Raw genomic sequence first — 24,574 nt, forward strand, 5'->3', positions numbered from 1 at the left:
TCACCTAGGGGATCTCCTGACCCGGGCGGGGCCGGGAGTTCAGGGTGAAGTCGGTGCATCGCCTGGATGGCGTCAAGGCAGGTCAGGACGAAGCTGAACGCCATGACCATCACCTGGGAGGAGCCGAAGGCCACGACCGCGCCGACACGGGTCGCACTGGGCCGGCAGGTCGCCATCGTGACCGCGGCCGTGGCCGCCTACTTCCTCGTCCGCGGCGCCACCGAGGCGGCGACGGACCGCGCGCTGGACAACGCGCGCTCCATCGTGGACTTCGAGCGTTCCGTCGGGCTGTTCCACGAGTCGTGGCTGCAGCGGACGTTCGCCGGGGCACCCGAAGTGGCGACGTTCTTCAACTGGATCTACATCTGGGGCCACTGGCCGGTCATCGCGGTGACCCTGATCTGGCTGGCACGCAGCCATCCCACGATCTATTACCGCACCCGCAACGCGATGCTGCTCTCCGGCGGCATCGGCCTGTTCGTGTTCACGCTGTTCCCGCTGGCCCCGCCACGCCTCGCCGAGCTGGGCATGGTCGACACGGTGACGGAGACCTCCGACGCCTACCGGGTGCTGCAGCCGGCGATGTTCACCAACCAGTACGCGGCGATGCCGAGCCTGCACGTCGGCTGGGACCTGCTGATCGGCCTGGCCATCGTGGTCGCCGCCCGGCGGCCGCTGCTGAAGGCGGTCGGCGCGGCCCTGCCGGTCCTGATGGTCGCGGCGGTGGTCCTGACCGCCAACCACTACATCGTCGACGCGATCGCCGGCGCCACCCTCACCACGCTGTGCTGGCTGTTCTTCACGGCCCGGCAGCGCACCCCGTCGCCGCGCGGTTATGCCGGCTGGGACGGGCTGCGGCTGCGATAGCCGGACACCGGCAACTCGCGGCGCACACCCTGCTCGAGCGCATACGCTGCACACCATGGAGCATCTCGGCGCGGAACCGCTTGACGTCGAGCACAGGGGGTTCCCGGCGGACGTGATCCCGCTGCAGTACCAGGCGCTGCTGCTCACCGACGAACGCCGGATGGGCGCCTTCCAGCGGGCGATCGCCCACGCCGTCCGGCCCGGCATGCGGGTCCTCGACCTGGGTGCCGGGACCGGCGTGCTGTCGTTCTTCGCCGCGAGTCAGGGCGCGACGGTGACGGCGGTCGAGCGGGAGCCGCGGGTGTTCGCCACGGCCCAGGCCGCGCTGCGGGCCGCCGTCGGCGACGCGGTGCGGATCCTGCACGCCGACGCCCGTGACTATCTGCCGGAGGAGCCGGTCGACGTGGTGCTGTGCGAGATGCTCCACGTCGGCCTGCTCCGCGAACGGCAGATCGAGGTGATCAACAGCTTCAAGCGCCGGTACCTGCGGCACGTCGGCGGCCCACTCCCCCGGTTCGTGCCGGAGGCGTGCGTCCAGGCGGTGCAGCCGGTCGAGCAGGACTTCACGTACTGCGGCTACACCGTGCCGGCGCCGGTCTTCCAGCTGCCGGAGAGCACCCAGCCGCGCACCGTCGAGGCGGCGCCGCCGCAGGTGTTCCAGCAGTTCTTCTACCAGGACCCGCTGCCCGGCCGGTGCGGCGCCGACCTGCGGTTCGTGGCCGAACGCCCGGCGACGGTCAACGCGGCGCGGATCGTCACCAAGAACCTGCTGGCGCTCACATACGAGCCGCCCGGCAGCATCGACTGGACGATGAACTACCTCGTGGTGCCGCTGCGCGAGCCGGTCGAGGTGCTGACCGGCGACGAGGTGCGGCTCCGGTTCGACTACTGCCCCGGCGACGAGATCCCGGTCCTCGCCGACTCGCTGGAGGCCGACGTCCTCGCGCACGCCAGGTAGATTTCCGGGATGCGACGCAGGCTCGCGCTCTTCGGCGTCATCGCCGGGACCCTCCCCTGGATTGTCATGATCCTCATGCCGACGTCGCGGGAGCGCCGGGTCAACCTCGACCCGGTCCAGGGCCTGACGGACGTGCTCACCGGCGACCCGCGGACGGCGGTCATCCAGATGGGCGGCAACCTGGCGGTGTTCGCGGCGTTCGGCGCGCTCGGCCCGCTCCGCTGGCGGCTCAACGCCTGGACGGTCACCGGCCTCGCCGCGCTCGGCTCGCTGATCCTGGAGTCGTTGCAGTACGTGCTGAGCCTCGGCCGTGTCTCCGCCGTCGACGACGTCATCGTCAACGCGCTGGGCGCGGGACTGGCGGCGCTGCTGACCCGCCGCTGGTGGCTGCGGAATGCGGACCACGGCGCACCCAGCCCGTCGCGATCAGCGCCGGCGCGGCCGCATACGTCGCCATGACCACGAGGTCCCGGCGACCCGGACCGGCCCGAGTTGCTGCAGCCTGCGCAGCGCTTCCCGGACGGCGTGCCGACCACCGTGGCAGTTGCGCTCAGTCGGTCAGTTCGTCGACGATGCGCTGCGCCATGGTGGCGTGTTTCGCATAGGCGCTCGCGAACGCGGACCGCTGGACCGCCTGGGCCGCGTTCGTGACGCTCATCCTCTGCCAGCCGTCGACCTTGACCAGCCGGTTGTAGAACTTCGCCGACGCGAACGCCGGGTCCATCAGCTGTTCCGGTGTGCCCCAGATGCTGACCCGTTGCTGGAAGATGCCCACCGAGTCGTAGTCGGTGCCGGTCCCGTCGTGCGGCAGTTTCATCGAGGCCGGCACCTTCGGGTTGGCGAGGTTGCGCAGGTAGGACTCCTGCAACGCGGTCGCGATCGCCACCACCATGGCCCGCTCGGGCAGCTGCATCTGCCGGGCCACCTCGATAACGATGAACGCGTTGTTCGTCTGCGCCTGGTTCAGCCCGGCGACCGGCTTGGGCACCAGCGACGCGCCCGGCGCGGAGGCGACCAGGACTCCCCGGGCCGCGTTGGCCCTGCTGTGGGTTTCGTAGAACTGCGCGGCGTCGAAGGCGGTGTCGTCCGCTAACGGCACTGATTCTTTGGGGAAGATAGCCCAGGAAACACCGACACTGATCAATGAGGCGACCAGGCTGACCACCGCCAGAAGCGCCAGCCTGCTGATGTGCAGGCGGCGTCCAGCGGTGCGCCTGCGCCGAGAGGTGGCGCCACGCACCGCGACAGCTTACGAACGTGGCGCCCGTACCGAAAGACGGGATCCCTCCCTAACCTCAATGCTTGAACAAAACCTAAGGAACGGCGATCAGTCCACGTCGCTTGAGTAGTGGCTCGATCAACGGATCGCGACCACGGAACGCACGATAGACCTGCATCGAATCCGCGCTGCCGCCCTTCGACAACAGCCCCGCACGGAACGTGTCGCCGAGTTCCCGGCGCAGCCCGCCCTCCTCGACGAGCCAGTCGACGGTGTCGGCGTCGAGGACCTCGCTCCAGATGTAGGAGTAGTAGCCGGCGCTGTACGCGGCGCCGCTGAAGATGTGCGCGAAGTACGGCGTGCGGTACCGCGGCGGCACGAACGGCACGGCGACCCCGGCCCGCTCCAGCGCGGCCGCCTCGAACGCGTGCACGTCGATCGGCTGGTCGCCCATCGCGTCGAGGTCGTCGACGGTCAGCGTGTGCCAGGCGAGGTCGAGCAGCGACGCCGCGAGGTACTCGGTGGTCGCGAAGCCCTCGTTGAACTGCTTCGCGGCCTGGAGCCGGTCGACGATCTCCTGCGGCAGGCGGTCACCGGTCTCGTGGTGGACCGCGTAGTTCTCCAACACCTCCGGCCACAGCATCCACACCTCGTTGACCTGCGACGGGTACTCGACGAAGTCCCGCGGCACCCGCGTGCCGGCGAACTTCGGGAAGTACACCTGCGAGAACAGCGTGTGCAGGGCGTGCCCGAACTCGTGGAACAGCGTGCGGACCTCGTCGAGCGTCAGCAGCGTCGGCTCACCCTCCGGGGCCCGGTTGATGTTGAGGTTGTTCACGACGACCGGCGCGGTGCCGAACAGCCGCGACTGGGGCACGAGCGCGTTGGCCCAGGCGCCGCCGCGCTTCGAGGCGCGGGTGAAGAAGTCGCCGATGAAGAGGCCGAGGGGGCTGCCGTCGTGGTCGAGGACCTCGAAGACCCGCGCGTCCGGGTGGTAGGCGGGCAGGTCGGGCCGCTCCTCGAAGCGCAGCCCGTAGAGCTTGCCGGCGGCGAAGAAGACCCCGTCCCGCAGGACACGCTCCAGCTCGAAATACGGCCGCAGCTCGGCCTCGTCGATCGCATACCGCTCCCGGCGCACCCGCTCGGTGTAGTACGCCCAGTCCCACGGCTCGAGCGTGAACTCCGAGCCGATGGCGGCCTGGAGGTCCTCGGCCTCGGCCTGCGCGTTGGCGACCGCCGCCGGGGCGAGCTTGGCCAGCATCTCCTCGACGGCCTGCACGGTCCGCGCCGTGTTGTCGGAGATCTGGTAGGCGGCGTGGTGCTCGAACCCGAGCAGCCGGGCGCGCTCGGCCCGCAGCCGGACGATCCGCCGCACCAGGTCGGTGGTGTCGTGCTCGTCGCCGCGGCCGCCCCTGGTCACGGAGGCGGTGTGCAGGCGTTCCCGCAGGGCCCGGTTGTGCAGCGACGCGAGGGCCGGCTGCGCGGTCGGCAGGATCAGGTTGAGCACGTGGCCCTGCTCCAGGCCGCGGTCGCGGGCCGCCTGCTCGGCGGCGGCGATCGTGTCCTCGGACAGCCCGTCGAGCTCCGCGACGTCGTCGACGACCACCGCGCTGGCCTTCATCTCGTCGCGCACCTTGTTGCCGAAGTCGGTCGCGAGCCCGGCCAGCTCCGCGTTGAGCTCGCGCAGCCGCACGTGCTCCTCGTCGGAGAGCCGGGCACCGGCGCGCACGAACTCGGTGTGATAGCGCTCCAGCAGCCAGCTCGACTCGGCGTCGAGGCCGAGCGACTCACGCTGGTCGTAGAGCGTCTGGATCCGCTGGTACAGGCTGCGGTCGAGCATGATCGCATCGCCGTGCGCGGACAACCGCGGCACGATGGTGCTCTCGATCTCCTGCAGCTCGGGGCTGGTGTCGGAGCTGGTCACGTTGAAGAACGCGGCCGAGACGCGCTGGAGGATCCGCCCGGAGCGCTCGAGGGCCACGAGGGTGTTCTCGAACGTCGGCGGCTCGGGGTCGGCGGCGATCACGTCGACCTCGGCGCGCTGCTCGGCCATGCCCCGCTCGAACGCGGGCAGGTAGTGCCCCGACTCGATGCGGTCGAACGGCGGCAGCTGATAGGGGAGCTCGCTGGGGGCGGCGAACGGATTGTCTGCGGAGAACGGGTTGTCCGTGGTCACCTCACCGACTGTATCGGCCGTGACGCCGCACCACCGGCCCCTACTCGTTCTGGCAGTGTCCCGCGCACTCGCCGGATGGATACCGTGACGCCGTGTACGGGTATGTGATCGCAGACGTGTTCACGGAAACCGCGCTGGCGGGCAACCCGCTCGCCGTCGTGCTCGACGCGACCGGGCTCTCCGCCGGGCGCATGCAGCGCATCGCCCGCGAGATGAACCTGTCGGAGACGACCTTCGTGCTGCCCCCGGCCGCCGGCGGCGACGTCCGGGTGCGGATCTTCACGCCCATCGGCGAGCTGCCGTTCGCCGGCCACCCCACGTTCGGCACGGCGGTGGTCCTCGCCGAGACCGGGCACCCCGGCGCGCGCGGCGAGGAGCTGCGGATGGAGACGGGGATGGGGGTCGTGCCGTTCCGGCTCCGCCGCGGGCAGCACAGCGGCCGGCGGGTCTGGGGCGCGCGGATGCTCCAGCCGATCCCGGTGTGGGAGCCGTACGACCGGGCGGACGAGCTGCTCGACGCGCTCGACGTGCCCGTGTCGACGCTCCCGGTCGAGGTGTACCGCAACGGCCCGCGCCACGTGTTCGTCGGCCTCGACGGCGAGGCGGCGCTGGCGGGCCTGCGGGTCGACCTGCGCGCCCTGGCGACCCACCCGGACCTGGCCGCGAACTGCTTCGCCCCGACCGGCGACCCGGCGGTGTGGCGGACCCGGATGTTCTCGCCGGCCTACGGCGTGACGGAGGACGCGGGCACCGGCTCCGCGGCCGGCCCGCTGGCGCTGCACCTCGCCCGCCACGGCCTGGTGCCGCTCGGCACCCGGATCACGGTCCGCCAGGGCGTCGAGATGGGCCGCCCGTCGACCATCCACGCCCGTGTGGACGGCACCCTCGACCGGGTCGACGGGATCGAGCGGATCGAGGTCTCCGGCACCGCGGTGGTCGTAGCGGCGGGACGGCTCTACGTCTAGGCCGATTTTGTTCTAGGCCATCGGCCCGGTGTACGAGGCCCGCAGGCGGAGCTTCGTCGGCCGCTCGTACTCCTCCATGGCGTGGGCGAGCCAGCCCACGGTCCGCGCGACGCCGAAGATCGCCTCGCCGGCGCCGCGGGGCATGCCGGCGAGATGGGCCAGCAGCCCCAGCGCGAAGTCGACGTTGACGTCGGGCAGGCGGCGTCGGCCGGCCTCCTCGAGGATCGCGTCGGCGACAGCGAGCCGTGGATGCCCGGGCACGGCGGCCCGGATCCGGCCGAGCAGCGCGGTCGCGCGGCCGTCGCCGGAGCGGTAGACGGCGTGCCCGAACCCCGGCACCCGCTCCCCCTGCCGGAGGCGCTGCCCCATCACGGCGGACGCCTGCGCCGGCTCGGACGTCTCGGCGAGCATCGCCTCGGTACCGAGTGAGGCCCCGCCGTGCAGCGCACCGCTGACGACACCGAGACCGGCGGCGACCACCGCGTACGGATCGGCGCGCACGGACGCGGCGACCCGCGCGGCGAGGGTCGAGGAGGCCAGCTCGTGATCGGCGAGGAGCACCGTTGCGTAGCGCAGGACGTCGGCGAGTGCCGGGGCGGCGTCCGGGGCGGCGAGCTTCGCCCACAGCCGCCCGGCGACCGGTCCCCCGGCGACGCGCCGGGGAACGCTGCCGGGAAGCGCGTCGACGAGCCCGGCCACGATGCTCTGGCCGATGAGGGCGACCGCCGCCGGGTCCAGTGTCAGCCGCACGGGATCCGCGGCGGCGAGCGCGGTGACGATCACCTGCAGGCGCTCCAGCGGCAGCACGGACGCCGACAGCCCGGCCTGCGCCGCCCGGGCGGCGGCGACGGCCTCCGGTGCCGCCTCCCAGCGGTCCACATGATCGCGGTCCTTGCCCGTCCACAGCCAGCCGGCGACGTGTTCCAGGTGCCAGGTGCCGGCGAGTACCGTGGCGTCACGGCCCCGGAAGAACGGCCGGTCGCCGCCGAGCAGGGTGACGGCCGACTCGATGACCAGCTCGGGGTGGCTCCCGGAGCGGCGGGGCCGGCCGCGCAGCGCGAGCCGCTCGACCTCCTCGGCGTCGAAGAGGCTGCGCCCGTCCTCGCCGCGGCGCCGCGTGAGCACACCCCGACTGACGTATGCGTAGACGGTGGCGGTCTTCACACCCAGCCGCCGGGCCGCGTCCTCGACGCTCATCCACCTGCTCAACGCCGCTCCCCGGTTATGCATGTTGATTTTCGTCAACATTGACACATAACAAGCACGACAGTCAACCTGGACGCATGCCGCAGATCCATTTCCTCGACGTCACCAACCGTGACGGAGTTCAGACCGCCCGGACCGGGCTGTCCAAGTTCGGCAAGACGATGGTCAACTTCTATCTGGGCCGGCTCGGGGTGGCCCAGTCGGAGATCGGCTTCCCGTTCCTGTTCCACGAGGTGCCATACATCCGCGCCCAGACCGCGCTCGAGCAGGCCGGCGCCTTCGGCGGGCTGCGCCTGTCCGGCTGGTGCCGGGCCGTGGCCGCCGACGTCGAGCGGTCCGCCGCGCTCGGCCTCAAGCACTACAACCTGTCGATCTCCACGTCCGACCAGATGCTGCGGAACAAGTTCCGCGGCCGGCTCGACCGGCCGGCGCTCATCCGCGAGACGGTCGAGGCGGTCCGCACCGCGAAGGCCGCCGGCGCGCAGACCGTCGGCGTCAACGCCGAGGACGGCTCACGCACCGACGACGGGTTCCTCATCGAGTTCGCGATCGCGGCGCGCGAGGCGGGCGCCGACCGCCTGCGGTACTGCGACACGATCGGCGGCGACACCCCGGGACGCATCGGCGAACGGTTCGCGAAGCTCGCCGGCACCGTCGGCATGCCCGTCGAGACGCACTGCCACAACGACCTCGGCATGGCGGTGGCCAACTCGCTCGCCGGCGCGTTCGGCGACCTCGACGCGGGACAGGACGCCTGGATCAACACCTGTGTCAACGGCATCGGCGAGCGGTCCGGCAACGCCGACCTCGTCTCGTGCATCCTGGCCTTGCGGCACGGCTTCGGCGTGCCGGACGGCGCCGAGATCGGCGACCGGCTCGATCTGACGTGGGCGCGGCGGTTCGCCTGGTGGGCGTCGTACGCGTTCGGCCAGCCGCTGCCCAACCACCAGCCGGGTGTCGGGCCCAACGCGTTTGCGCACGAGTCCGGCATCCACGCCGACGGCGCGCTCAAGGACCATCGCAACTACGAGCTGTACGACGACGAGGAACTGGGGCCGTTCCCGCACGACCGGCACACCCGGGCCGGCCGGATCGTCCTCACCGGCGAATACGGCGGGCTGGCGGGTTTCCGGCACGTGTTCGACGACCTGGGGGTCGAGGTGACGGACGAACAGCTGACGTTCAAGCTGGTCCAGCTGTGCAACGCGGCGACCGGCCGCCCGCTCACCGACGACGAGCTGCGGCTGATCGCCGCCTGTCCGAACGAGCTGGCCCTGCTGTATCCGGGACTGCTGACGCGGTAACCCGGGCCGGGGCTACAGCATCCCGTGCTCGACGATCCAGCCGAGCTGCAGCAGTTCCTCGCCGGAGAACTCCAGCGCGACGATGTCGGAGAAGCGGCGCTCGATCTGGACCGGCGTGTAGCGGTGCACGGCGCAGTCCATCCAGATCGGGATGCGCGAGGCCGGGTTGGCCAGGACGACATGCCTGCCGCAGCGATGCTCCATGCCGGATCAAGCTAGCCGCGCGCGAAAGCCCGGGACACCCTGCCACCGGGAATACATCGACCGGGTTGGTGTACACCAAATGGTGTAGGAGCGGGTGTCTCCGCACGGACGACGAACCGACCGGCGTCTCCGCCTAGCGTCGGCGCCATGCTGCGATATCACCTCGCCGGCCTGGTCGCCGGCCTCCTCACCGCCGTCGCCGGTGCGCTGCCGCATCTCCCGGCCGCGCCGCGCACCGTGATGATCATCGAGCATGCGACGGTACAGCAATGCAGCCGCTGAGCCGTCGCACCACCGCCGTCTTCTCGATCCTGACCGTGGTCGGTGTCCTCAGCGGGACCGGGCTGAACGGCGAATCCCTCAGCGGATCCAGCGCGCTGCCCCTCGGCGTCTGGCTCGCCGGCCTGCTGTGGCTGCAGCGCCGCCACCCGGTCACCGGCCTGCTGCTCGGCGCCTGCACCGTTCTCGCGTTCCGGATCACCGGCCTGACCGACGTGGGCTGGCTGTGGCCGGTGACGTTCCTCTACGTGGCCGCGGTGCTGAGCCCGAGGCCGCGCATCAGGACCGTCATCGCCGTCGCGGTGCTGCACGCCCTCTCGGCGTTCAACGTCGACTGGACGGTCCTGACGCACACGGCGAGCCGCGCGACGGCGAACGTCGGCACCGAGGCGCTCTGGCTCAGCGCGGTCATCGCCGCTGCCCTGTCGTACCGCAACTGGCTGCGCTGGCAGAAGGAGATCGTCCAGCGGCTGCGCACCGAACTGGACGAGCAGCGCACCGCCGAACGCCTGCGGGTCGCCCAGGAGGTCCACGACGCCGTGGCGCACACGCTCGCCGTCGTCGGGGTGCACGTCAACGTCGCCGCCGACGCCCTCGACACCGCCCCCGACGAGGCCCGCGACGCGCTGCGCCTGGCGCAGGACGTGCGGCGCAAGGCGATGGCTGACCTGTCGTCGCTGGTCGGTGTGCTGCGGGACGACCGGCTGCCGCCGGCCGAGCCGCTGCCGCTGGACGACCTCGTCGCGCGGGTGCGTGCCACCGGGCTCCGCACGACCCTCGAGGTGACCGGTGACGAGGAAGAGACCCCGTTGGCGGTACGGCTCGTGGCGTCCCGGATCGTGCGCGAGGCACTGACGAACGCCGTCCGGCACGCCGGCGCGACAACCGTCCGGGTGGCGGTCAGCTACGGGGGTTCCGGCGCCGCCGGGCGGCCGACGGAGGTCACCGTCCGCGACGACGGGGCGGGCTCCTCGGCGCCGCCCGGACACGGGCTCACCGGCCTCGCCGAGCGGGTCGCGGCGCTCGCCGGCACCTTCCGCTCCGGTAACGCGGACGGCGGCGGCTTCGAGGTACACGCGAAGATTCCGGCATGAACAGCAACCCGACCGGCAACCCGACCGTCAAGGTCCTGCTCGCCGACGACCAGGCGCTCGTCCGGGCCGGGTTCGGCAGCCTGCTGCGGCGCGCGCGGGACCTCAGTGTGGTGGCCGAGGCGTCGACCGGCGACGAGGCGGTCCGCGAGACCCGCCGCCACCGTCCCGACGTGGTGCTGATGGACATCCGGATGCCCGGCCTCGACGGCATCGCCGCCACCGCGCAGATCGTCGGCGATCCCGCGCTCGTCGGCACGAAGGTTGTCATCCTTACCACCTTCGAGACCGACGAGAACGTGTTCGCCGCGCTGCGGGCCGGCGCCAGCGGCTTCCTCACCAAGGAGGTCGAGCCCGACGACCTGCGCCGCGCGGTGCGGGTCGTCGCCGCCGGCGAGGCGCTGCTCTCCCCCAGCGTCACGGCCCGGGTCATCGGGCAGTTCTCCCGCCGCCCGCTCCGGACCACGGGTCCTGCCGGAGCCACCGGCGACCGGCTGGCCGTCCTGACCCCGCGGGAGGTCGAGGTGGTCCGCCTGGTCGCCGGTGGGCTGTCGAACGACGAGATCGCCCGGGAGCTGTACATCAGCCCGCTCACCGCCAAGACCCACGTGACGCGGGCGATCATGAAGCTCGGCGTGCGGGACCGGGTGCAGCTGGTGATCCTGGCCTACGAGTCGGGGCTCGTACAGCCCGGTTGAGGCTTGTACTGCTGGAGCCGTGGCACGGACGGCCGCGCTGCGGGCCGCCGTCAACGCCCGGCAGGATACGCCGTCCCGGCTCCGGCGAACGACCCGAATCCGCAGCTCACCCGCATCGTGACCGTCACACACCGAAATCGGGTGAGGCCCTCACCCAAGCCGTGATTTCTACGAAACGCACAGTTCACCGGAGGAACGCTGTTCCAACCTGACAGACCGGGCGATGATTTGCCCGTGACAAGCCAACTGCGCGTGATGTCGATCTATGAGGGCTTCTTCTCGGGCGGCGCCCGGGCCCTGCACAGCACCGTCGTGGCCGGGCTGCACACCGGGGGCAGTCATCAGCATTCGGTGCTGAGCATCTACGGCGCGATGCGCCGGGAGACCATCCTGCAGCGGATGGAGGAGGACGCGTCGTACCGCTCGCTGAGCGCGGTCGGCATCCAGGTCACGTCGCTGGGCCGCCGGATCGGCGGCGACACCGCGCCCCGGAAGGCGTTCAGCGCGGCGGAGGTGGCGACCGCCGTCCACCACGCCGAGCACGCGGACATCATCATGTCGCTCAAGGAGCAGCCGCTCCGGCTCGTCAACCGGCCGGACTTCCCGCGCAAGCCGGTCATCGTCTGCCTGCACCGCTCCGACCCGGAAAACCAGGGCAGCGCGCTCGACGAGTTCAAGACCGCGGTCGCCGACGGCCGGGTCGCCGCGGCGATCTGCTGTGCCGAGTCGACGCGCGCGGCGTACCAGGCGGCCGGCATCCCCGGCGGGCTCCTGCGCGTCGTCCCCAACGGGGTGGACCTGACACGGTTCCAGCCGGTGCCGGCCCGCCGCCGGGCGACGCTGCGCCGGTCGCTCGGTGTCCCCCCGAAGGCCGACGTGGTCACGCTCGCGGCCCGCTACGACCCGATGAAAAACGTGCCGCTCTTCCTCCGGGCCGCCCGCCGGTTCCTGGAACGCGATCCCAGCGGCCACGTCCTCATGTGCGGTGCCGGGATGAGCACCGCCAACGTCGAACTCTGCGGCCTGCTCAACGACGTGTTCGCCGACGAGCCGCGCAGCCTCGCCCGCCTGCACCTGCTGGGGATCCGCCGCGACATGGAGACCGTCTACGCCGCCTCCGACGTCGTGGCGCTCACCTCGGCGAGCGGCGAGGCCGCGCCGCTGTGCCTCATCGAGGGCGCGATGTGCGGTGCCGTCCCGGTCTCCACCGACGTCGGCGACACCGCGATCATCGTCGCCGGACACGGGCTGATCACCCCGCCGGACCCCGACGCGATCAGCGCCGCCTGGTCCGAGGCGGTCGCCCGGCGCGCCGAGTTCACGCCGTCGCTGCTCGGCAGCCGCGAGCGCTTCAGCCACACGCGCATGATCGCCTCGTACGCCTCACTGATCGACCACGCCTACCGCGACATGGGCCTGCGGGTCCCTCAGCGACTCTGAGGGCCGGCGCTCTGGACGGCCAGGATCGCCAGGCGCACCCGGTTCGGCGCGCCGGTCTTGGTCATCAGCCCGGTGATGTGGGTCTTCACCGTCGTCACGCCCAGGTGCAGGCGGTCGGCGATCTCCTGGTTCGACAGCCCCTCGCCCACGAGGGCGAGCACGTCGCGCTCACGGGCGGTCAGGCCGGGCAGCGCCACCGCCCCGGGTGGCTGGACCGCCTCCGCCGCACCGTGCGCGGTGACCGCCCGCGACACCAGCCGCCGCAGTACGCCGGCGCTGAACGGGCTCTCCCCCTCGGCGGCCTTGCGGATGCCGTCGAGCAGCTCAGCCGGGGCGGCGTCCTTGACCAGGAAGCCGCACGCGCCGGCGGCCAGCGCCGGGTACAGGTGGTCGTCGTCGTCGAACGTGGTCACCACGAGGATCCGGCACGCGGGGTGGGCGTCCCGGATCCGCGCGGTCGCGGTGGTGCCGTCCATCCCGGGCATGCGCAGGTCCATGACCACGACGTCGGGATGCAGCTCGTCGGCGAGCCGGACGGCGTCGCGGCCGTTGTCGGCCTCGCCGACGACGTCGAGGTCCGGCTCGGCGTCGCACAGCATCCGCAGCCCGGCCCGCACGAGCCGCTGGTCGTCGACGAGCAGGACCCTGATCATGCCGCCGCCGGCAACACGGTGCCCAGCGCCCAGCCACCGCCGACGACCGGACCGGCCTCGAGTCTCCCGCCGAGGACCTGCACCCGCTCGCGCATCCCGACGATGCCGTGGCCGGTGCCGGGCGCCGGCACGACGGGGCCGGACCCTCCGTCGTCCGTCACCGACCACTCCACGGCCCGGTCCCGCATCCGCACGACGAGCCGGGCGTGCGCGGCCGGACCGGCGTGCCGGGCGACGTTCGTCAGGGCCTCCTGGGTCAGTCGGAGCACGGCCAGTCCCCGTACCGCATCCAATGTGGACACCTCCGGATCGATGTCGGCGTCGACCGTCACGCCGGTCTGCCGGGCCCGGTCGGCGGCGGCCTCGAGCGCGGCGGGCAACGACTCCGGCTCGATCGACACGACGGCGGGGGATCCCGCGACGGTGCCGGCCTCGGGGGCACGCAGCACGGTGACGAGCTGCCGCAGGTCGGCGAGCGCGGCGGTGCCGGTGGCGTGCACGTCGTCGAGGACCGCGACGGTGCGCGGGTCGGGCCGGGCGCCGCCGGTCAGCACGTGCCGGGCCACCCCGACCCGCAGCACGATCGAGGCGACGTGGTGCGCGACGACGTCGTGGAGCTCCCGGGCGATGGCGGTGCGCTCGTCGGCCCGCGCCGCCCGGGTCTCGGACAGCCGTCGCCGCTCCTCTTCCGTGGCCCGGGCCTCGGCCTGCCGGGCCAGCTGCCGCGTGGCGCGGATGTTCGCGCCGAACAACACCGGGACGCCGACCAGGATGAGGGTGTTGTACGTGACGCCGAGCGCCTCGCCGGGCAGTTTGTGCCAGTCGTCGGCATAGTTCACGCCGAAGAGCGCGGCGGTGACGATCCACAGCTTCGGGCCGGGGCTGTGCAGCGCGAGCTCCAGCGCGGCCCAGCTCGACCCGACCGTGGGGATGACCGTCTGCCCTTCGCCGCACAGCGAGGCGACCGCGAGGACCGCCGTCTGCGCGAGTGCGCCCGCGAACGGGAGGCGGGCGCACAGCGGGACGAGCGCGAACTCGGTGAGATCGGCGGCCCAGTCGACCCAGTTGCGCGGCTCGGCCGGGTTGCGCAGCAGCAGGAGGTATCCGACGCCGCTCAGCGAGAGCAGGAGCAGCCTGGCTGAGGCGTACCGCTCGTCGAACATCCGGGTGAGCACGGCTCCACGATAGGGCTTCATCGAAGGATCGCGGCGGTCCCGCCCGCGCCGGCCGAGGCGAGGAGTCCGGCGGCGGTCAGGGTGAGCGTGTCCGGGTGGATGAGCGGCTGCCCGCGCAGCGCCTGCCAGGTGACCAGGGCGAGCAGGCCGGTGAAGAGGGCGGCGCCGAGCAGGACGAGCCGGGCCCGCCGGTCGGGCGTGAGCCGCGGCGTCCGCCGGGCCAGCAGCGCCAGCAGCATCGCGAGCACCGGCAGCAGCTGCAGGGCGTGCAGGCCGACGAAGTGCGGGATGCGCAGGTCGCCGCCGGTGGTGCTCCAGCCGGTGAGCAGCATGCCGGACCCGCCGTCCTCGACGCCGACGCTGTGCGCGCCGATGATCGTGTCCTCGCCGGCCGCGAGCTTCTCCCGCTGCGACGCCGACGGCAGCAGCATGAGCGTGCCCAGTGACATGCCGACGATGGACAGGACCACGCCGAGCCGCACCGCCCAGCGGTTCGCGCGGTCAGTGATGCCGGACCGGAAGAGCAGCACGGCGAGGATGAGCGTGCCGACCCACAGGACGGAGATGGTGGCACCCATCGCGGTCCACACGAAGTCGTCGAACGGCGTCGTGGAGTTGAAGTGGCTCGCCCGGCCGCGGGCCGCCTGCCCGGCGATGAGCAGCACCTCGAAGGCGCCGCTGACCGCGACGGCCGTGCCGGCCCAGTGCGCCAGCCGCTTGCGGCGCTCGACCAGCGTGATCATCCAGGCGAGCGTCATGCAGTACAACACGAACGAGACCGCGAACTTGAAGGGCTTGAGCCAGACGGGGACGCCGCCGACCAGGCGGTCGTCGAGGAGCAGGCCGGCGGCGCTCCACACGGCGAGGACAGCCATGACGGCCGCGACGAGCATGAGCGGCCGGTGCCACCGGGCGGCCCGCCGGGCGCTGCCGGCGACGGATGCGACGGATGCGTGCTGGAGTGTTGTCATGCCCTGACGGTGCCGTCTTCCGCCCGGCCGGCTCTTCCTGCCGGACGCCCGACCTCCGGCCTCAGGGATGAGGACGGCTCCTACCAGAGGCCGATCAGAGCCCGACCCTTGCACTGGAGAGCGCTCTCCTCTCCATGCGTAGTGCCGCCCGACTTGTACCGAATGACGGCACCTCGACGGCGTGACGTATTGACGAACAGCCCCACCGGGAGCACCATCTGGGAGAGCGCTCTCCAAGCGTTCGACCCGCCCACCGGCGCTGCGACGCGCCGGTCCGCGGCGTGACCGCCTCACGCCGTCACACACCCCTGGGAGCTCCCCTTGAGAACAGGAACCGCAGGCAGACCCCGGCTCAGAAGAATCCTCGCCCCGCTCGCGGTCAGCACCACCGTCGTCGCGTCGGTCGTGGTCGGCGCCCTCCAGCTCACCGCCGCCGACGCCGCCACCGGCACCCTGCTGTCGCAGGGCCGCCCCGCCCTCGCCTCCTCGACCGAACTCGGCGAGACGCCTGCCACGGCCGCGGTCGACGGCAACAACGCCACCCGCTGGGGCAGCCAGTGGAGCGACCCGCAGTGGCTGCGGGTCGACCTCGGCTCGACCGCCACCATCTCCCAGGTCGTCCTGCAGTGGGAGGCGGCGTACGCGAAGGCGTTCCAGATCCAGACCTCGCCCGACGGCAACGCCTGGACCTCCATCTACAGCACGACCACCGGGACCGGCGGCACGCAGACCCTCGACGTCAACGGCACCGGCCGGTACGTGCGGATGTACGGCACCCAGCGCGGCACCGGCTACGGCTACTCGCTCATCGAGTTCAAGGTCTACGGCACCTCCGGCTCCACGCCCCCGCCGACCGGCGGCCCCGGCTACGTGATGGCCAACCCGCCCGTCACCGGCGTGGTGCCCTCGACGGCGATCCCGCCGCAGACCAACCCGCTCACGACGCACCACGAGTTCCAGGCGAACTGCTCGGTGAGCCGCAGCAACCTGCCCGACGACCCGATCGTGTTCTTCGGCCTGCCCGGCGCCTCGCACTCGCACACGTTCATGGGCAACACCACGACCAACGCCAACACGACGCTGCAGTCGCTGCAGGCCGGCGGCACCGCGTGCGTGACGCCGGGTGACAAGAGTGCGTACTGGATGCCGACGCTCTACAACGGCACCGCCGCCGTCCAGCCGGTCGGCCCACAGGTCATCTACTACAAGAGCGGCGTCATCGACTACCGCAGCGTGCGGCCGTTCCCGGCCGGCCTGCGCTACGTCGTCGGCAGCCCGTCGTCCACGTTGGACGAGTTCAAGAACCACCCCGGCACGGTCGAGGGCTTCGAGTGCGGCGACAGCGTCCGCAACTGGGACATCCCCGCCAACTGCGCCGCGGGCAGCCAGCTCAACGTCCGGTTCCAGGCCCCCAGTTGCTGGGACGGCCTGCACCTGGACACGCCGGACCACAAGTCGCACATGGCCTACCCGGTCGTCGGGGTCTGCCCGTCGTCCCACCCGGTCGCCGTGCCGATGATCGAGTTCAAGATGGCGTGGCCGGTCAGCGGCAACATGGCCGACGTCCACTTCTCCAGCGGACGCGGCTACTCGTTCCACTACGACTTCTACAACGCGTGGGAAGCGCCGATCCTGGCCGCCCTGTCGAACCACTGCATCAACGGTGGCCTGCAGTGCAACCCGCGCGGCTTCGACCAGTACAAGCCGGAGCGCGGCGCGGCGCTGACCGAGAACTACCAGCTGCCGTAATCACCGACCGACCCACGCCGCCACACCGGGTTCATCGACCGGTGTGGCGGCGGCCGGTCGCCACGGGCGAGAGCCGGTCGAGCGTCTCCCGCGGCAGCTGCGCCACGTATTCCCCGACGCCCTGGGCGGGCCTGCCGAGGATCCGCTCGACGTCGCGGGTGTACCGGTCGTAGCGCCCGAGGGCGTGCAGCCGCGCCATGGTCGCCAGGTGCTCGGCCAGGTGCTCCGGCAGGCCGAGCGGCGCGAGGACCTCGTCGACCCACTGGCGGTACGGCATGTCGACGTAGGCGACCGGCCGGCCGAGCGCCTCCGCGAACTGCAGCGCCAGCTCCACCCCGGTCACCGCGCCGGGACCCGTCAGCTCGTACGCCTGGAGCAGGTGCGGCGCCGGATCGGCGAGGACCTCCGCGACGACCGCGGCCACGTCCGCGGCCAGGACGGGCGAGGTACGGGCGGAGCCGAACGGCAGCCGGATCGTGCCGTCCCGCGCGATCGAGTCGACGATCGACGCGGTGAGCATCGGGTTCTCCATGAACACCGTCGGGCGGATCTCGACGACGGGCAGCCCGGACCAGCCGAGGACCCGCTCGCCGAGCCACTGCAGGCGGTGCTGGCGCGACTCGACCGTGCTGATGAGGGTCATCTGCGAGACCGTCATCTGCGACATGTTGACGAACGCCTCGAGGTCCCCGACCTGTCGCGCGGCGACGGCCGCGACGGTGGTCGCCTCCAGGTAGCCGGACGACGGGCTCATCCCGAAGTACACCCGCCCGCAGCCGGTCATCGCGCGGAGCACGTCGTCGCCGCGGGTGAGGTCGCCGACGACGACGTCGGCGCCGGTGGCGCGCAGCGCCTGGGCCCGCTCGTCCTCGTGGTGGACGAAGGCGCGCACGGGAAGGCCGCGGGCACGCAGGGTCTCGACGACCCGGCGGCCGATCGCACCGACCGCCCCGCCCGCGCCGGTGACCAGGATCGGACGCGTCTCGGACATTTCGCCGTACTACCCGCGCACCAGTCGATCATGCCCTGCGCCTTGACACCGTTGGGAAGACTGGGCGCCTCCACGGACAGTCTTCCCCGACGAGGAGCCGGCGATGTCGACCAGCAACGCGTACCTCGACCAGGTGGTCAAGCAGCAGGAGCGCCTGGAGGCGGACCTGCGGTCCAAGCGCGCGCCGGCGCCGGCCAAGGCGAGCGCCCCCGGTCCACCGCCCCGCGGCGGGCGGCAGGGCGGCGACGGCGGGCAGCCCACCTCGAGCGCGGTCGAGGTCCGCATCACCGGGTTCGGCCGGTGGAAGACGGTGCTGGTGCCGCCGAACGCCTTTGTCGTACACACCCGCCGCGGGCGGGGCGAGCCGCTGCACGTCGGCCTCGGCGTGTCCTTCCGGTACAACCCGGCGACCGACTCCTATCTCGTCGTGCCCGGCGCGATGCAGACGATCCTCATCAACGCGTACTGCATCTGCAGTGAGCTGCAGGGTGTGCTCGTCCAGGCCTACGTCCAGTGGATCATCGAGGACTTCGCCACGGCGTACCGCAAGCTCGACTTCGGCGACGCGGAGGACCCGATGCGCGTGGTCAACCTCCAGCTCAAGGAGCAGGCGGAGGCGGCCGTCAAGGACAAGGTCGCCACGCTGAGCGTCAGCGCCGTCCTCAGCGACAAGCAGCCGATCATCGAGGAGCTGACCGCGCGGCTGCGCGCCGTCGCCGAGGGTGTCGGGCTGCGGATCGTCACCGTACAGATCAAGGAGGCGGTGGTCAGCTCGGCGCGCCTGTGGGAGAACCTGCAGAAGCCGTACCGCGCCGAGCAGGGCCGGATCGCCCGCCTCGCCGAACTGGCCGCCGACGAGGCGATCGGCGAACGGGAGCTGGCCGCGGGCCGCCTCCGCGAGACGCAGGTGATCGAGAACGAGCGGGACCTCGCCGACCTGCGCGCCCGCGGCGCGGCCCTCCAGTTCGACCGCGAGGCCGCCGAGCGCCTGCGCCGCGCGCGGCGCGAGCAGGAGGACGCCCGCGCCCTCGCCGACCTCCAGGACGCCACGAACCGCCACGCGCTGGCGCTCGAGCGCGAGCGGGCGGCGGAGGAGGCCGAGATCGGCAGGCTGCGCATCGAGCGCGAGACAGAGCTCGACCGCCTGAAGGTCGAGGGCGAGCTGGCGGTCGCGGCGGCGCGGGCACAGGCCGGGCACGAGCAGGCGCTGCTGGAGCTCGAACGGGTCCGGCAGCGGGCCGCGATCGACAACGCCCAGTCCCCGGAGAGCATCCAGGCCAGGCTGGTCGACTCGCTGCCGGAGATCGTCGGCCGGATGCCCAAGCCGGCGGAGCTCCGGTCGGTGACGATCGGTGGCACCGACCCGACCACGGTGAGCGGCCTGATCGCCGAGCTGGCCGGGGTGGTCAGCGCCCTGCAGACCACCATGGCCCGCAAGCCCTCCTGACCGCGCCGGAGCTCGGCGTATTGACTTTTAGTTAAGTTTATTTATCGTTGTGCCTCAATGGGACTCTCCATCTGGAGGCTGTGATGGCACTACGACTCCGGCTTGTCCTGGCCGCCGCCACGGTCCTCGCGGCGGCCGGTGGCATCGCCGTGATCACCACCCCCGCGCAGGCGGCCGGCTCGCTCACCGCCACACTCACGTACGACGCCGACTGGGGCTCGGGCTACCAGGCGAAGTACACCGTCACCAACGGCACCGCAGCCACCGTCACCTCGTGGAAGGTGGAGTTCGACCTGCCGGGCGGCTCGGCGCTCGGCAGTTACTGGGACGCGCTGATGAGCCAGTCCGGCACGCACGTCACCGCGAACAACCGCACCTACAACGGCACGCTCGCCCCGGGCGCCTCGACGACGTTCGGGTTCCTCGTCTCCGGCTCCGGCAAGCCGGCCAACTGCAAGATCAACGGCGCCGCGTGCACGGGCGGCGGCGGAGGGGGCACCGACACCCAGGCACCGACCGCGCCGGGCAACCTGCGTGTCACCGGCACCACGTCCTCCAGCGTCAGCCTCGCCTGGAACGCGTCCACCGACAACGTCGGCGTCACCGCCTACGACATCTACCGGGGCGCAACGCTCGCGGCGACGGTGACGGGCACCAGCGGTACCGTCGCCGGCCTTTCCGCGTCCACCGCGTACACCTTCACCGTGAAGGCCCGCGACGCCGCCGGCAACACCTCGCCGGCCAGCAACCAGGTCAGCGCCACGACCACGGCCGGCGGAGGGGGCGGTGGCGGCTCCACCATCCCGGTCGCGCCCTACGTCGACATGGGTGCCTGGCCCACCCCGTCCCTGACGGACATGGCCACCGCCGGCAACCTCAAGAGCTTCACGCTCGCGTTCGTCAACAGCGCCGGCTGCAAGGCCTCCTGGTTCAACGCCTACGACCCGCGTGCCGCCTGGGCCAAGGACCAGATCGACGCGATCCGGGCGCGCGGCGGCGACGTCAAGATCTCGTTCGGCGGCGCGAGCGGCATCGAGCTCGCCCAGGCCTGCTCGACCCCGGCCGCCGTGGCCGCCGAGTACCAGGCGGTCGTCGACGCGTACGCGCTGCAGTACATCGACCTCGACATCGAGGGCGCGGCCGTCGCCGACCCGACCTCGGTGAACCGCCGGTCGCAGGCACTGGCCCTGCTCCAGGCCGCCCGGCCGAGCCTGAAGATCTCGCTGACCCTGCCGGTCCTGCCGGAGGGGCTCACCGCCGACGGCCTCAACGTCGTACGGTCGGCGCGGGACGCCGGCGTCAACCTCGACCTGGTCAACGTCATGGCGATGGACTACCAGCGGTCGAGCGGCGACTACGGCAACTTCGCGGTGCAGGCCGCGCAGTCGACGTTCGCTCAGCTCAAGAGCCTGTACCCGGCCAAGACCGACGCCCAGGTCTGGCGGATGGTCGGTGTGACCCCGATGCTCGGCAAGAACGACGACGGCGGCACGTACGACCAGAACGACGCCCGCCAGCTGGTCAGCTTCGCCCAGACGAACCACCTGGGCATGCTGTCCTTCTGGGAGGCGTCCCGCGACCGCAACGCCTGCAACGGGGCGCTCTACATGTGCACGAACATCCCCCAGCAGCCGTACGAGTTCAGCAGGATCTTCGCCGGCTACACCGGCTGACGCCGCGCGGGCCGGCCCGGTTGCACCGGGCCGGCCTTCGCCCGAAGGCTCAGAAAGCGATCGCCTGCGCGTGCTCCACCTCGAACAGCAGCACCACCCGGTCGGTCCGCAGCGGGTAGGGGCCGCCGGTGTACTTGACCGACATCCGGTCGATGATCCCCCAGGCCCGGTCGCCGTCGACGACCTCGGCAAGCCGGCCGCGCACCAGCGCAGTCTCGTTCGGCCGCTGGTGCTGGACGATCGAGATCGCGACGCGCGGCTCCGCCGCCAGGTTCCGGGCCTTGCGCGAGCGGGGCGAGGTCAGCACCGCGAGGCGGTCGCCCTCGCGGTCGATCCAGACCGGCACGGAGTGCGGCGCGCCGTCGGGCAGCACGGTCGCGATGTGGGCGATGTTGACGTCGTCGACCAGGCGCAGGACGTCGTCGGTCAGCGCCGTCATGACCGCTCCTCGCATTCGTCGTGCAGCCGCAGCCACCGCATCGTCGGGGTCTGCGGCCGGCCGGGTGGGAAGTCCTCCCGCTCCTCCTGCGCCGATACGACCTGGGGACGGCTCATGATGTACACCTCCCGATAGAGTTCCCTCAAGGAACTAACCTAGCAGGAAGAGTCTCCTGAGGGAACCCAGTCGGTAGGATCTACGCATGCAACGCACGCAGTTCGGCGACATGGCCTGCTCGATCGCCCGCACGCTGGACGTCATCGGCGAGCCCTGGTCGCCACTGATCCTCCGGGACGTCTACGTGGGCATCAACCGGTTCGACCAGTTGCAGAGCGACCTCGGCATCTCCCGCAAGGTGCTCACGCAGCGCCTCGCCTGGCTGGTCGACCAGGGCATCATGGCGCGCCGCGAATACTCGAGCCGCCCGCCCCGCCACGAATACGTGCTGACCGCGAAGGGGCTGGAGCTCTGCGACCTGCTGCTCGTGATGGCCCGCTGGGGCGACCGCTGGACCGCGGGCGAGGCCGGCCCGCCGGTGCTCTACCGGCACCACGCCTGCGGCGAGATCGGCCACGTCGAGCCGCACTGTTCGGCGTGCGGCAAGCCGATGCACGCCACGGACGTGGACGTGCTTCCCGGTCCGGGGGCCGGTGGAGTGCGGGGACCCGGTGCTACAGGATGAACCGCTCGTCGGCGAGCGGGCCGGTCACCTTGTCGGCTTCCAGGAACAACCACGCCATCGGGTCGTCCTGCTGCTCGGCGGACCTTGCGCCGCCAGGCTCCTCTCGCATCGTTCCGTCCCTGTTCAGCACCGCTTTATCCATGCCGACCTTCCGTTGTACCGATCGTCATCGAATTCCCTCGGTACCCCGGATCTTCACCCCGCAAACGTGCTGAATCTCACCCTCCGAGGCGGCGCACCATGTTCATGGCGGTCTCGACTTGCGCACCGCCCATGCCGAGCCCGTCGGCGTAGCCGTTCACCGCGAACGTGTTCCGGCTGACGCCGGACGGACCCGTAGTTCGACGTCCGGCGATGTGGTGTGTGACCGTCCCGCTCCGCCAACGGCGCATCGCGGGCAAAACCCCTCACCTTGGGTGATTCACCGGGTGAGATATCGACGAGTCCGCTTGCAGGCCGAAAGTTGCAGAACCAAGGTTGACGCCGGCGACCGGCGCGCCCTCCCGTGTGCGCGGTGTCGCTCCCGCCCGCCGCGGCGGGTCGATCAGCCAACACCTGTTTGTGCTCAGCGTCCTGCGGATTCGCGGACGGTGTCCTGTGCGAGGGGCACCGTCCGCACCACGTCATGGAAGGTGCCATGCGCGAGCTCACCGAGGTCGGCTTTTCCGACGACGAACCGACCGTGGTCGTTCCAGCGCAGGCCATGGATCCCGACCTCGATCGCACCGCTGTGGTGCCGCTCGACGTGCTGGGCGCGACGGTCGCCAACCACCAACCTCAGGTAAAGGAGCGTAATGTACGGAAGACTGCCGGTGACCGGCATCGGAGCGATCACGATCGGCGGCGTCGCCTTGGCGCAGCCCGTCGCCGCCCTCGTAGTAGCGGGGGTACTTATCGCCGCGGGTCTCGTGCTGTGGTCCACCGGCCGACGTCGTCGGCTCACCGCACCCGTCGAAACGGATCGATCCTCATAACGGTCACCGCGTTCGTACTCGCCGGCCTCTTCGGCTGGCACCACGTGCTCGAGCTCATCGGCAGCGAGGTGACCAGCCTCGACACCATCGTCGCCGTCGCGTTCGTGGCACTGATCTTCACCGCCGTGGTGCCGTACTTCCACCACGACATCCGCCCCCGGCCGGGCCGCATCGGACGCCTGGCCGGGTTGCGGGTGTGCGTGATCGTGCCGGTCCACAACGAGGACCCGGCGATGTTCCTGGCCATGCTGCGCTCCGTCGCCCGGCAGCAGCGCCTTCCGCAACGCCTGCACGTCGTCGAGAACGGCTACCGCGAGCCGAAGCTCCGCGCCGTGTTCGAGCGGTGGCGTAACTTCGAGTGCCCCGCCTCGCTCGAGGCCCGCTACACCCTGCACCTGCCCGCCGGGAAGCGGGAGGCGCAGGCGATCGCCATCCGCGCCGATCCGAACGCGGACATCTTCATGACCGTCGACTCCGATGTCGAACTCGGCAGCACCGACGCGATCAGCAAGGGCGTCGCGCCGTTCGCCGACCCGCGGGTGACGTCGGTGTGCGGCTTCCTCCTCGGCTCGAACTGGAACAGCAACCTGCTGTCCCGGCTCGTCGACCTGTCGTTCGTGTGCAGCTTCCTCAACGGCCGGGCCTCCCACTCGATGCTGTCGTCGGTGGCCGTCAACACCGGCGGGCTGGCGTTCTACCGCGCCGACGTGGTCCACAAGTACCTGCACCACTACCTGAGCCACCGCATCTTCGGCCGGCAGATGCAGTACGGCGACGACGCCATGCTGACCCGCTACTCCCTGCTGGAGGGCCGGACGCTGTTCCAGCGCTCCTGCTGGGGGTTCACGCTCCACCCGCGGTACCTGCAACACCTCACGAAGCAGCGCGTCCGCTGGCACCGCTCGTTCTTCTGGGGCAACCTGTGGCTGCTGCGGGTGTTCCCGCCGTGGCGGCCGATCTGGTGGCTGACGCTGTGGCTGTTCGTGTCGTTCGTGTGGTTCACCGGCGCGATGCCGATGGTGCTGATCATCCACCCGATCGCCACCGGTCAGGTCGTGTGGCTGTTCCTGGCCGCGTTCGCGTTCGTGTCGTACCTCTCAATGATGCCGTACCTGACGGTGCGCCGGCCCGACCAGACGTTCGCCCAGCAGCTGTCCGTCTGGGCGCTGGCACCGCTCTCCGCGGCGCTGAACCTGTACATCGGCTGGTGGCTGCGGTACGTCGGGCTGTTCACCTGCCTGAAGACCGGCTGGTCGACGCGCCGGCAGGTCGAGGTCGGGCTCAAGCACCCGGTCTGAGACCGCGCATCCACCACCACAAGCTCACGCCGGCGGCGTGCCCCCCACGGCTTCACGCCGTCGGCGTGAACAGCACGGCGAACGACATCCGGCCCGGTTCTCCGGGGCGGCCGCC

General features: G+C 71.4%; 24 protein-coding genes. 14 read left to right on the forward strand and 10 right to left on the reverse strand.

The genetic code is table 11. The features are described from left to right. Nucleotides 1-102 precede the first annotated feature (102 nt). From Dfulv_RS40530 to Dfulv_RS40540, 3 genes are read left to right on the forward strand one after another with little or no spacing between them, the layout of a single operon-like run. Nucleotides 103-867: a phosphatase PAP2 family protein gene (locus Dfulv_RS40530; protein ID WP_259859112.1), complete on the forward strand. Its 765-nt coding sequence runs from the start codon at nt 103-105 to the stop codon at nt 865-867. Nucleotides 868-922: 55 nt separating this feature from the next. After that, complete coding sequence (locus Dfulv_RS40535) at nt 923-1,825, forward strand: methyltransferase domain-containing protein (protein ID WP_259859113.1); 903 nt, start codon at nt 923-925, stop codon at nt 1,823-1,825. A gap of 9 nt (nt 1,826-1,834) precedes the next feature. Continuing rightward, the gene (locus Dfulv_RS40540; RefSeq protein WP_259859114.1) at nt 1,835-2,284 is read left to right on the forward strand and encodes a VanZ family protein; all 450 of its coding nucleotides are present in this window, start codon (nt 1,835-1,837) and stop codon (nt 2,282-2,284) included. Nucleotides 2,285-2,375: 91 nt separating this feature from the next. Here the strand turns inward: Dfulv_RS40540 and Dfulv_RS40545 are convergent, their stop codons facing one another. After that, entirely contained in the window at nt 2,376-2,924 is a 549-nt protein-coding gene (locus tag Dfulv_RS40545) for a hypothetical protein (protein ID WP_259859115.1), read from the reverse strand. A 214-nt stretch (nt 2,925-3,138) separates the two neighbouring features. Further along, the gene (locus Dfulv_RS40550) at nt 3,139-5,220 is read right to left on the reverse strand and encodes a M3 family metallopeptidase (protein WP_259859116.1); all 2,082 of its coding nucleotides are present in this window, start codon (nt 5,218-5,220) and stop codon (nt 3,139-3,141) included. A gap of 92 nt (nt 5,221-5,312) precedes the next feature. Here Dfulv_RS40550 and Dfulv_RS40555 point away from each other — a divergent pair, with 92 nt between their 5' ends. Continuing rightward, nucleotides 5,313-6,185 carry a PhzF family phenazine biosynthesis protein gene (locus Dfulv_RS40555; RefSeq protein ID WP_259859117.1) on the forward strand — a complete coding sequence of 291 codons (873 nt, stop codon included), beginning with the start codon at nt 5,313-5,315 and terminating at the stop codon, nt 6,183-6,185. Between the two features lie 12 nt (nt 6,186-6,197). Here the strand turns inward: Dfulv_RS40555 and Dfulv_RS40560 are convergent, their stop codons facing one another. Then, complete coding sequence (locus tag Dfulv_RS40560) at nt 6,198-7,394, reverse strand: citrate/2-methylcitrate synthase (protein WP_259859118.1); 1,197 nt, start codon at nt 7,392-7,394, stop codon at nt 6,198-6,200. Nucleotides 7,395-7,468: 74 nt separating this feature from the next. Here Dfulv_RS40560 and Dfulv_RS40565 point away from each other — a divergent pair, with 74 nt between their 5' ends. Further along, complete coding sequence (locus Dfulv_RS40565; protein ID WP_259859119.1) at nt 7,469-8,695, forward strand: homocitrate synthase/isopropylmalate synthase family protein; 1,227 nt, start codon at nt 7,469-7,471, stop codon at nt 8,693-8,695. 12 nt (nt 8,696-8,707) lie between these two features. Here the strand turns inward: Dfulv_RS40565 and Dfulv_RS40570 are convergent, their stop codons facing one another. Then, on the reverse strand, nt 8,708-8,899 hold the full coding sequence (locus Dfulv_RS40570) for a hypothetical protein (protein ID WP_259859120.1): 192 nt from the start codon (nt 8,897-8,899) through the stop codon (nt 8,708-8,710). 147 nt (nt 8,900-9,046) lie between these two features. On the opposite strand from Dfulv_RS40570, the gene Dfulv_RS40575 reads away from it, so the two are divergent. The 4 genes from Dfulv_RS40575 (at nt 9,047) to Dfulv_RS40590 (ending at nt 12,407) form a co-directional block, all read left to right on the forward strand. Then, nucleotides 9,047-9,181, forward strand: coding sequence for a hypothetical protein (locus tag Dfulv_RS40575; RefSeq protein ID WP_259859121.1), 135 nt, complete (start codon nt 9,047-9,049; stop codon nt 9,179-9,181). Further along, nucleotides 9,169-10,272 (forward strand): sensor histidine kinase, encoded by a 1,104-nt coding sequence (locus tag Dfulv_RS40580; RefSeq protein WP_259859122.1) that lies wholly within the window; start codon nt 9,169-9,171, stop codon nt 10,270-10,272. Before Dfulv_RS40575 ends, Dfulv_RS40580 begins: the two co-directional genes overlap by 13 nt. After that, the gene (locus tag Dfulv_RS40585; protein ID WP_259859123.1) at nt 10,269-10,967 is read left to right on the forward strand and encodes a response regulator; all 699 of its coding nucleotides are present in this window, start codon (nt 10,269-10,271) and stop codon (nt 10,965-10,967) included. The genes Dfulv_RS40580 and Dfulv_RS40585 overlap by 4 nt, the downstream gene beginning before the upstream one ends. Before the next feature lie 234 nt (nt 10,968-11,201). Then, a complete protein-coding gene (locus tag Dfulv_RS40590; RefSeq protein ID WP_259859124.1) occupies nt 11,202-12,407 on the forward strand; it encodes a glycosyltransferase in 1,206 nt (401 codons plus the stop codon). Here the strand turns inward: Dfulv_RS40590 and Dfulv_RS40595 are convergent. The 3 genes from Dfulv_RS40595 to Dfulv_RS40605 are packed head-to-tail and all read right to left on the reverse strand — an operon-like array spanning nt 12,395 to nt 15,206. After that, nucleotides 12,395-13,060 carry a response regulator gene (locus tag Dfulv_RS40595; protein ID WP_259859125.1) on the reverse strand — a complete coding sequence of 222 codons (666 nt, stop codon included), beginning with the start codon at nt 13,058-13,060 and terminating at the stop codon, nt 12,395-12,397. The two genes, Dfulv_RS40590 and Dfulv_RS40595, sit on opposite strands and share 13 nt — an antisense overlap. Then, a complete protein-coding gene (locus Dfulv_RS40600) occupies nt 13,057-14,235 on the reverse strand; it encodes a sensor histidine kinase (protein ID WP_319805722.1) in 1,179 nt (392 codons plus the stop codon). Before Dfulv_RS40600 ends, Dfulv_RS40595 begins: the two co-directional genes overlap by 4 nt. A 17-nt stretch (nt 14,236-14,252) precedes the next feature. After that, on the reverse strand, nt 14,253-15,206 hold the full coding sequence (locus Dfulv_RS40605; RefSeq protein WP_259859127.1) for a hypothetical protein: 954 nt from the start codon (nt 15,204-15,206) through the stop codon (nt 14,253-14,255). Between the two features lie 321 nt (nt 15,207-15,527). Between Dfulv_RS40605 and Dfulv_RS40610 the strand changes: the two genes are divergently transcribed. Further along, entirely contained in the window at nt 15,528-16,955 is a 1,428-nt protein-coding gene (locus tag Dfulv_RS40610) for a DUF1996 domain-containing protein (RefSeq protein WP_259859128.1), read from the forward strand. A gap of 31 nt (nt 16,956-16,986) precedes the next feature. Here Dfulv_RS40610 and Dfulv_RS40615 read toward each other — a convergent pair whose 3' ends face one another. Further along, nucleotides 16,987-17,946, reverse strand: a complete 960-nt coding sequence (locus tag Dfulv_RS40615; protein ID WP_259859129.1) for an NAD(P)H-binding protein — start codon at nt 17,944-17,946, stop codon at nt 16,987-16,989. A gap of 103 nt (nt 17,947-18,049) precedes the next feature. Here Dfulv_RS40615 and Dfulv_RS40620 point away from each other — a divergent pair, with 103 nt between their 5' ends. Continuing rightward, nucleotides 18,050-19,393 carry an SPFH domain-containing protein gene (locus tag Dfulv_RS40620; protein ID WP_259859130.1) on the forward strand — a complete coding sequence of 448 codons (1,344 nt, stop codon included), beginning with the start codon at nt 18,050-18,052 and terminating at the stop codon, nt 19,391-19,393. An 83-nt stretch (nt 19,394-19,476) separates the two neighbouring features. Then, complete coding sequence (locus tag Dfulv_RS40625; RefSeq protein WP_259859131.1) at nt 19,477-21,066, forward strand: cellulose binding domain-containing protein; 1,590 nt, start codon at nt 19,477-19,479, stop codon at nt 21,064-21,066. 49 nt (nt 21,067-21,115) lie between these two features. Here Dfulv_RS40625 and Dfulv_RS40630 read toward each other — a convergent pair whose 3' ends face one another. Then, nucleotides 21,116-21,505 (reverse strand): pyridoxamine 5'-phosphate oxidase family protein, encoded by a 390-nt coding sequence (locus Dfulv_RS40630; RefSeq protein ID WP_259859132.1) that lies wholly within the window; start codon nt 21,503-21,505, stop codon nt 21,116-21,118. A gap of 202 nt (nt 21,506-21,707) precedes the next feature. Here Dfulv_RS40630 and Dfulv_RS40635 point away from each other — a divergent pair, with 202 nt between their 5' ends. Beyond that, nucleotides 21,708-22,187, forward strand: coding sequence for a winged helix-turn-helix transcriptional regulator (locus Dfulv_RS40635; protein WP_259859133.1), 480 nt, complete (start codon nt 21,708-21,710; stop codon nt 22,185-22,187). Between the two features lie 565 nt (nt 22,188-22,752). On the opposite strand, the gene Dfulv_RS40640 is transcribed toward Dfulv_RS40635, so the two are convergent. After that, nucleotides 22,753-23,022, reverse strand: a complete 270-nt coding sequence (locus tag Dfulv_RS40640; RefSeq protein ID WP_259859134.1) for a hypothetical protein — start codon at nt 23,020-23,022, stop codon at nt 22,753-22,755. Between the two features lie 183 nt (nt 23,023-23,205). Here Dfulv_RS40640 and Dfulv_RS40645 point away from each other — a divergent pair, with 183 nt between their 5' ends. Then, nucleotides 23,206-24,459 carry a glycosyltransferase gene (locus Dfulv_RS40645; protein WP_259859135.1) on the forward strand — a complete coding sequence of 418 codons (1,254 nt, stop codon included), beginning with the start codon at nt 23,206-23,208 and terminating at the stop codon, nt 24,457-24,459. Nucleotides 24,460-24,574 lie beyond the last annotated feature (115 nt).

Origin of the sequence: Dactylosporangium fulvum, from assembly GCF_025137375.1 — a bacterium.
Lineage (GTDB): Bacteria > Actinomycetota > Actinomycetes > Mycobacteriales > Micromonosporaceae > Dactylosporangium > Dactylosporangium fulvum.

What these genes read in the sequence shown, in the direction of transcription:
- Dfulv_RS40630 (WP_259859132.1), bottom strand. Translation starts at nt 21,505, where the DNA reads ATGACGGCGCTGACCGACGACGTCCTGCGCCTGGTCGACGACGTCAAC.
- Dfulv_RS40615 (WP_259859129.1), bottom strand. Translation starts at nt 17,946, where the DNA reads ATGTCCGAGACGCGTCCGATCCTGGTCACCGGCGCGGGCGGGGCGGTC.
- Dfulv_RS40585 (WP_259859123.1), top strand. Translation starts at nt 10,269, where the DNA reads ATGAACAGCAACCCGACCGGCAACCCGACCGTCAAGGTCCTGCTCGCC.
- Dfulv_RS40530 (WP_259859112.1), top strand. Translation starts at nt 103, where the DNA reads ATGACCATCACCTGGGAGGAGCCGAAGGCCACGACCGCGCCGACACGG.
- Dfulv_RS40625 (WP_259859131.1), top strand. Translation starts at nt 19,477, where the DNA reads ATGGCACTACGACTCCGGCTTGTCCTGGCCGCCGCCACGGTCCTCGCG.
- Dfulv_RS40605 (WP_259859127.1), bottom strand. Translation starts at nt 15,206, where the DNA reads ATGACAACACTCCAGCACGCATCCGTCGCATCCGTCGCCGGCAGCGCC.
- Dfulv_RS40570 (WP_259859120.1), bottom strand. Translation starts at nt 8,899, where the DNA reads ATGGAGCATCGCTGCGGCAGGCATGTCGTCCTGGCCAACCCGGCCTCG.
- Dfulv_RS40595 (WP_259859125.1), bottom strand. Translation starts at nt 13,060, where the DNA reads ATGATCAGGGTCCTGCTCGTCGACGACCAGCGGCTCGTGCGGGCCGGG.
- Dfulv_RS40620 (WP_259859130.1), top strand. Translation starts at nt 18,050, where the DNA reads ATGTCGACCAGCAACGCGTACCTCGACCAGGTGGTCAAGCAGCAGGAG.
- Dfulv_RS40535 (WP_259859113.1), top strand. Translation starts at nt 923, where the DNA reads ATGGAGCATCTCGGCGCGGAACCGCTTGACGTCGAGCACAGGGGGTTC.
- Dfulv_RS40635 (WP_259859133.1), top strand. Translation starts at nt 21,708, where the DNA reads ATGCAACGCACGCAGTTCGGCGACATGGCCTGCTCGATCGCCCGCACG.
- Dfulv_RS40575 (WP_259859121.1), top strand. Translation starts at nt 9,047, where the DNA reads ATGCTGCGATATCACCTCGCCGGCCTGGTCGCCGGCCTCCTCACCGCC.
- Dfulv_RS40580 (WP_259859122.1), top strand. Translation starts at nt 9,169, where the DNA reads ATGCAGCCGCTGAGCCGTCGCACCACCGCCGTCTTCTCGATCCTGACC.
- Dfulv_RS40565 (WP_259859119.1), top strand. Translation starts at nt 7,469, where the DNA reads ATGCCGCAGATCCATTTCCTCGACGTCACCAACCGTGACGGAGTTCAG.
- Dfulv_RS40540 (WP_259859114.1), top strand. Translation starts at nt 1,835, where the DNA reads ATGCGACGCAGGCTCGCGCTCTTCGGCGTCATCGCCGGGACCCTCCCC.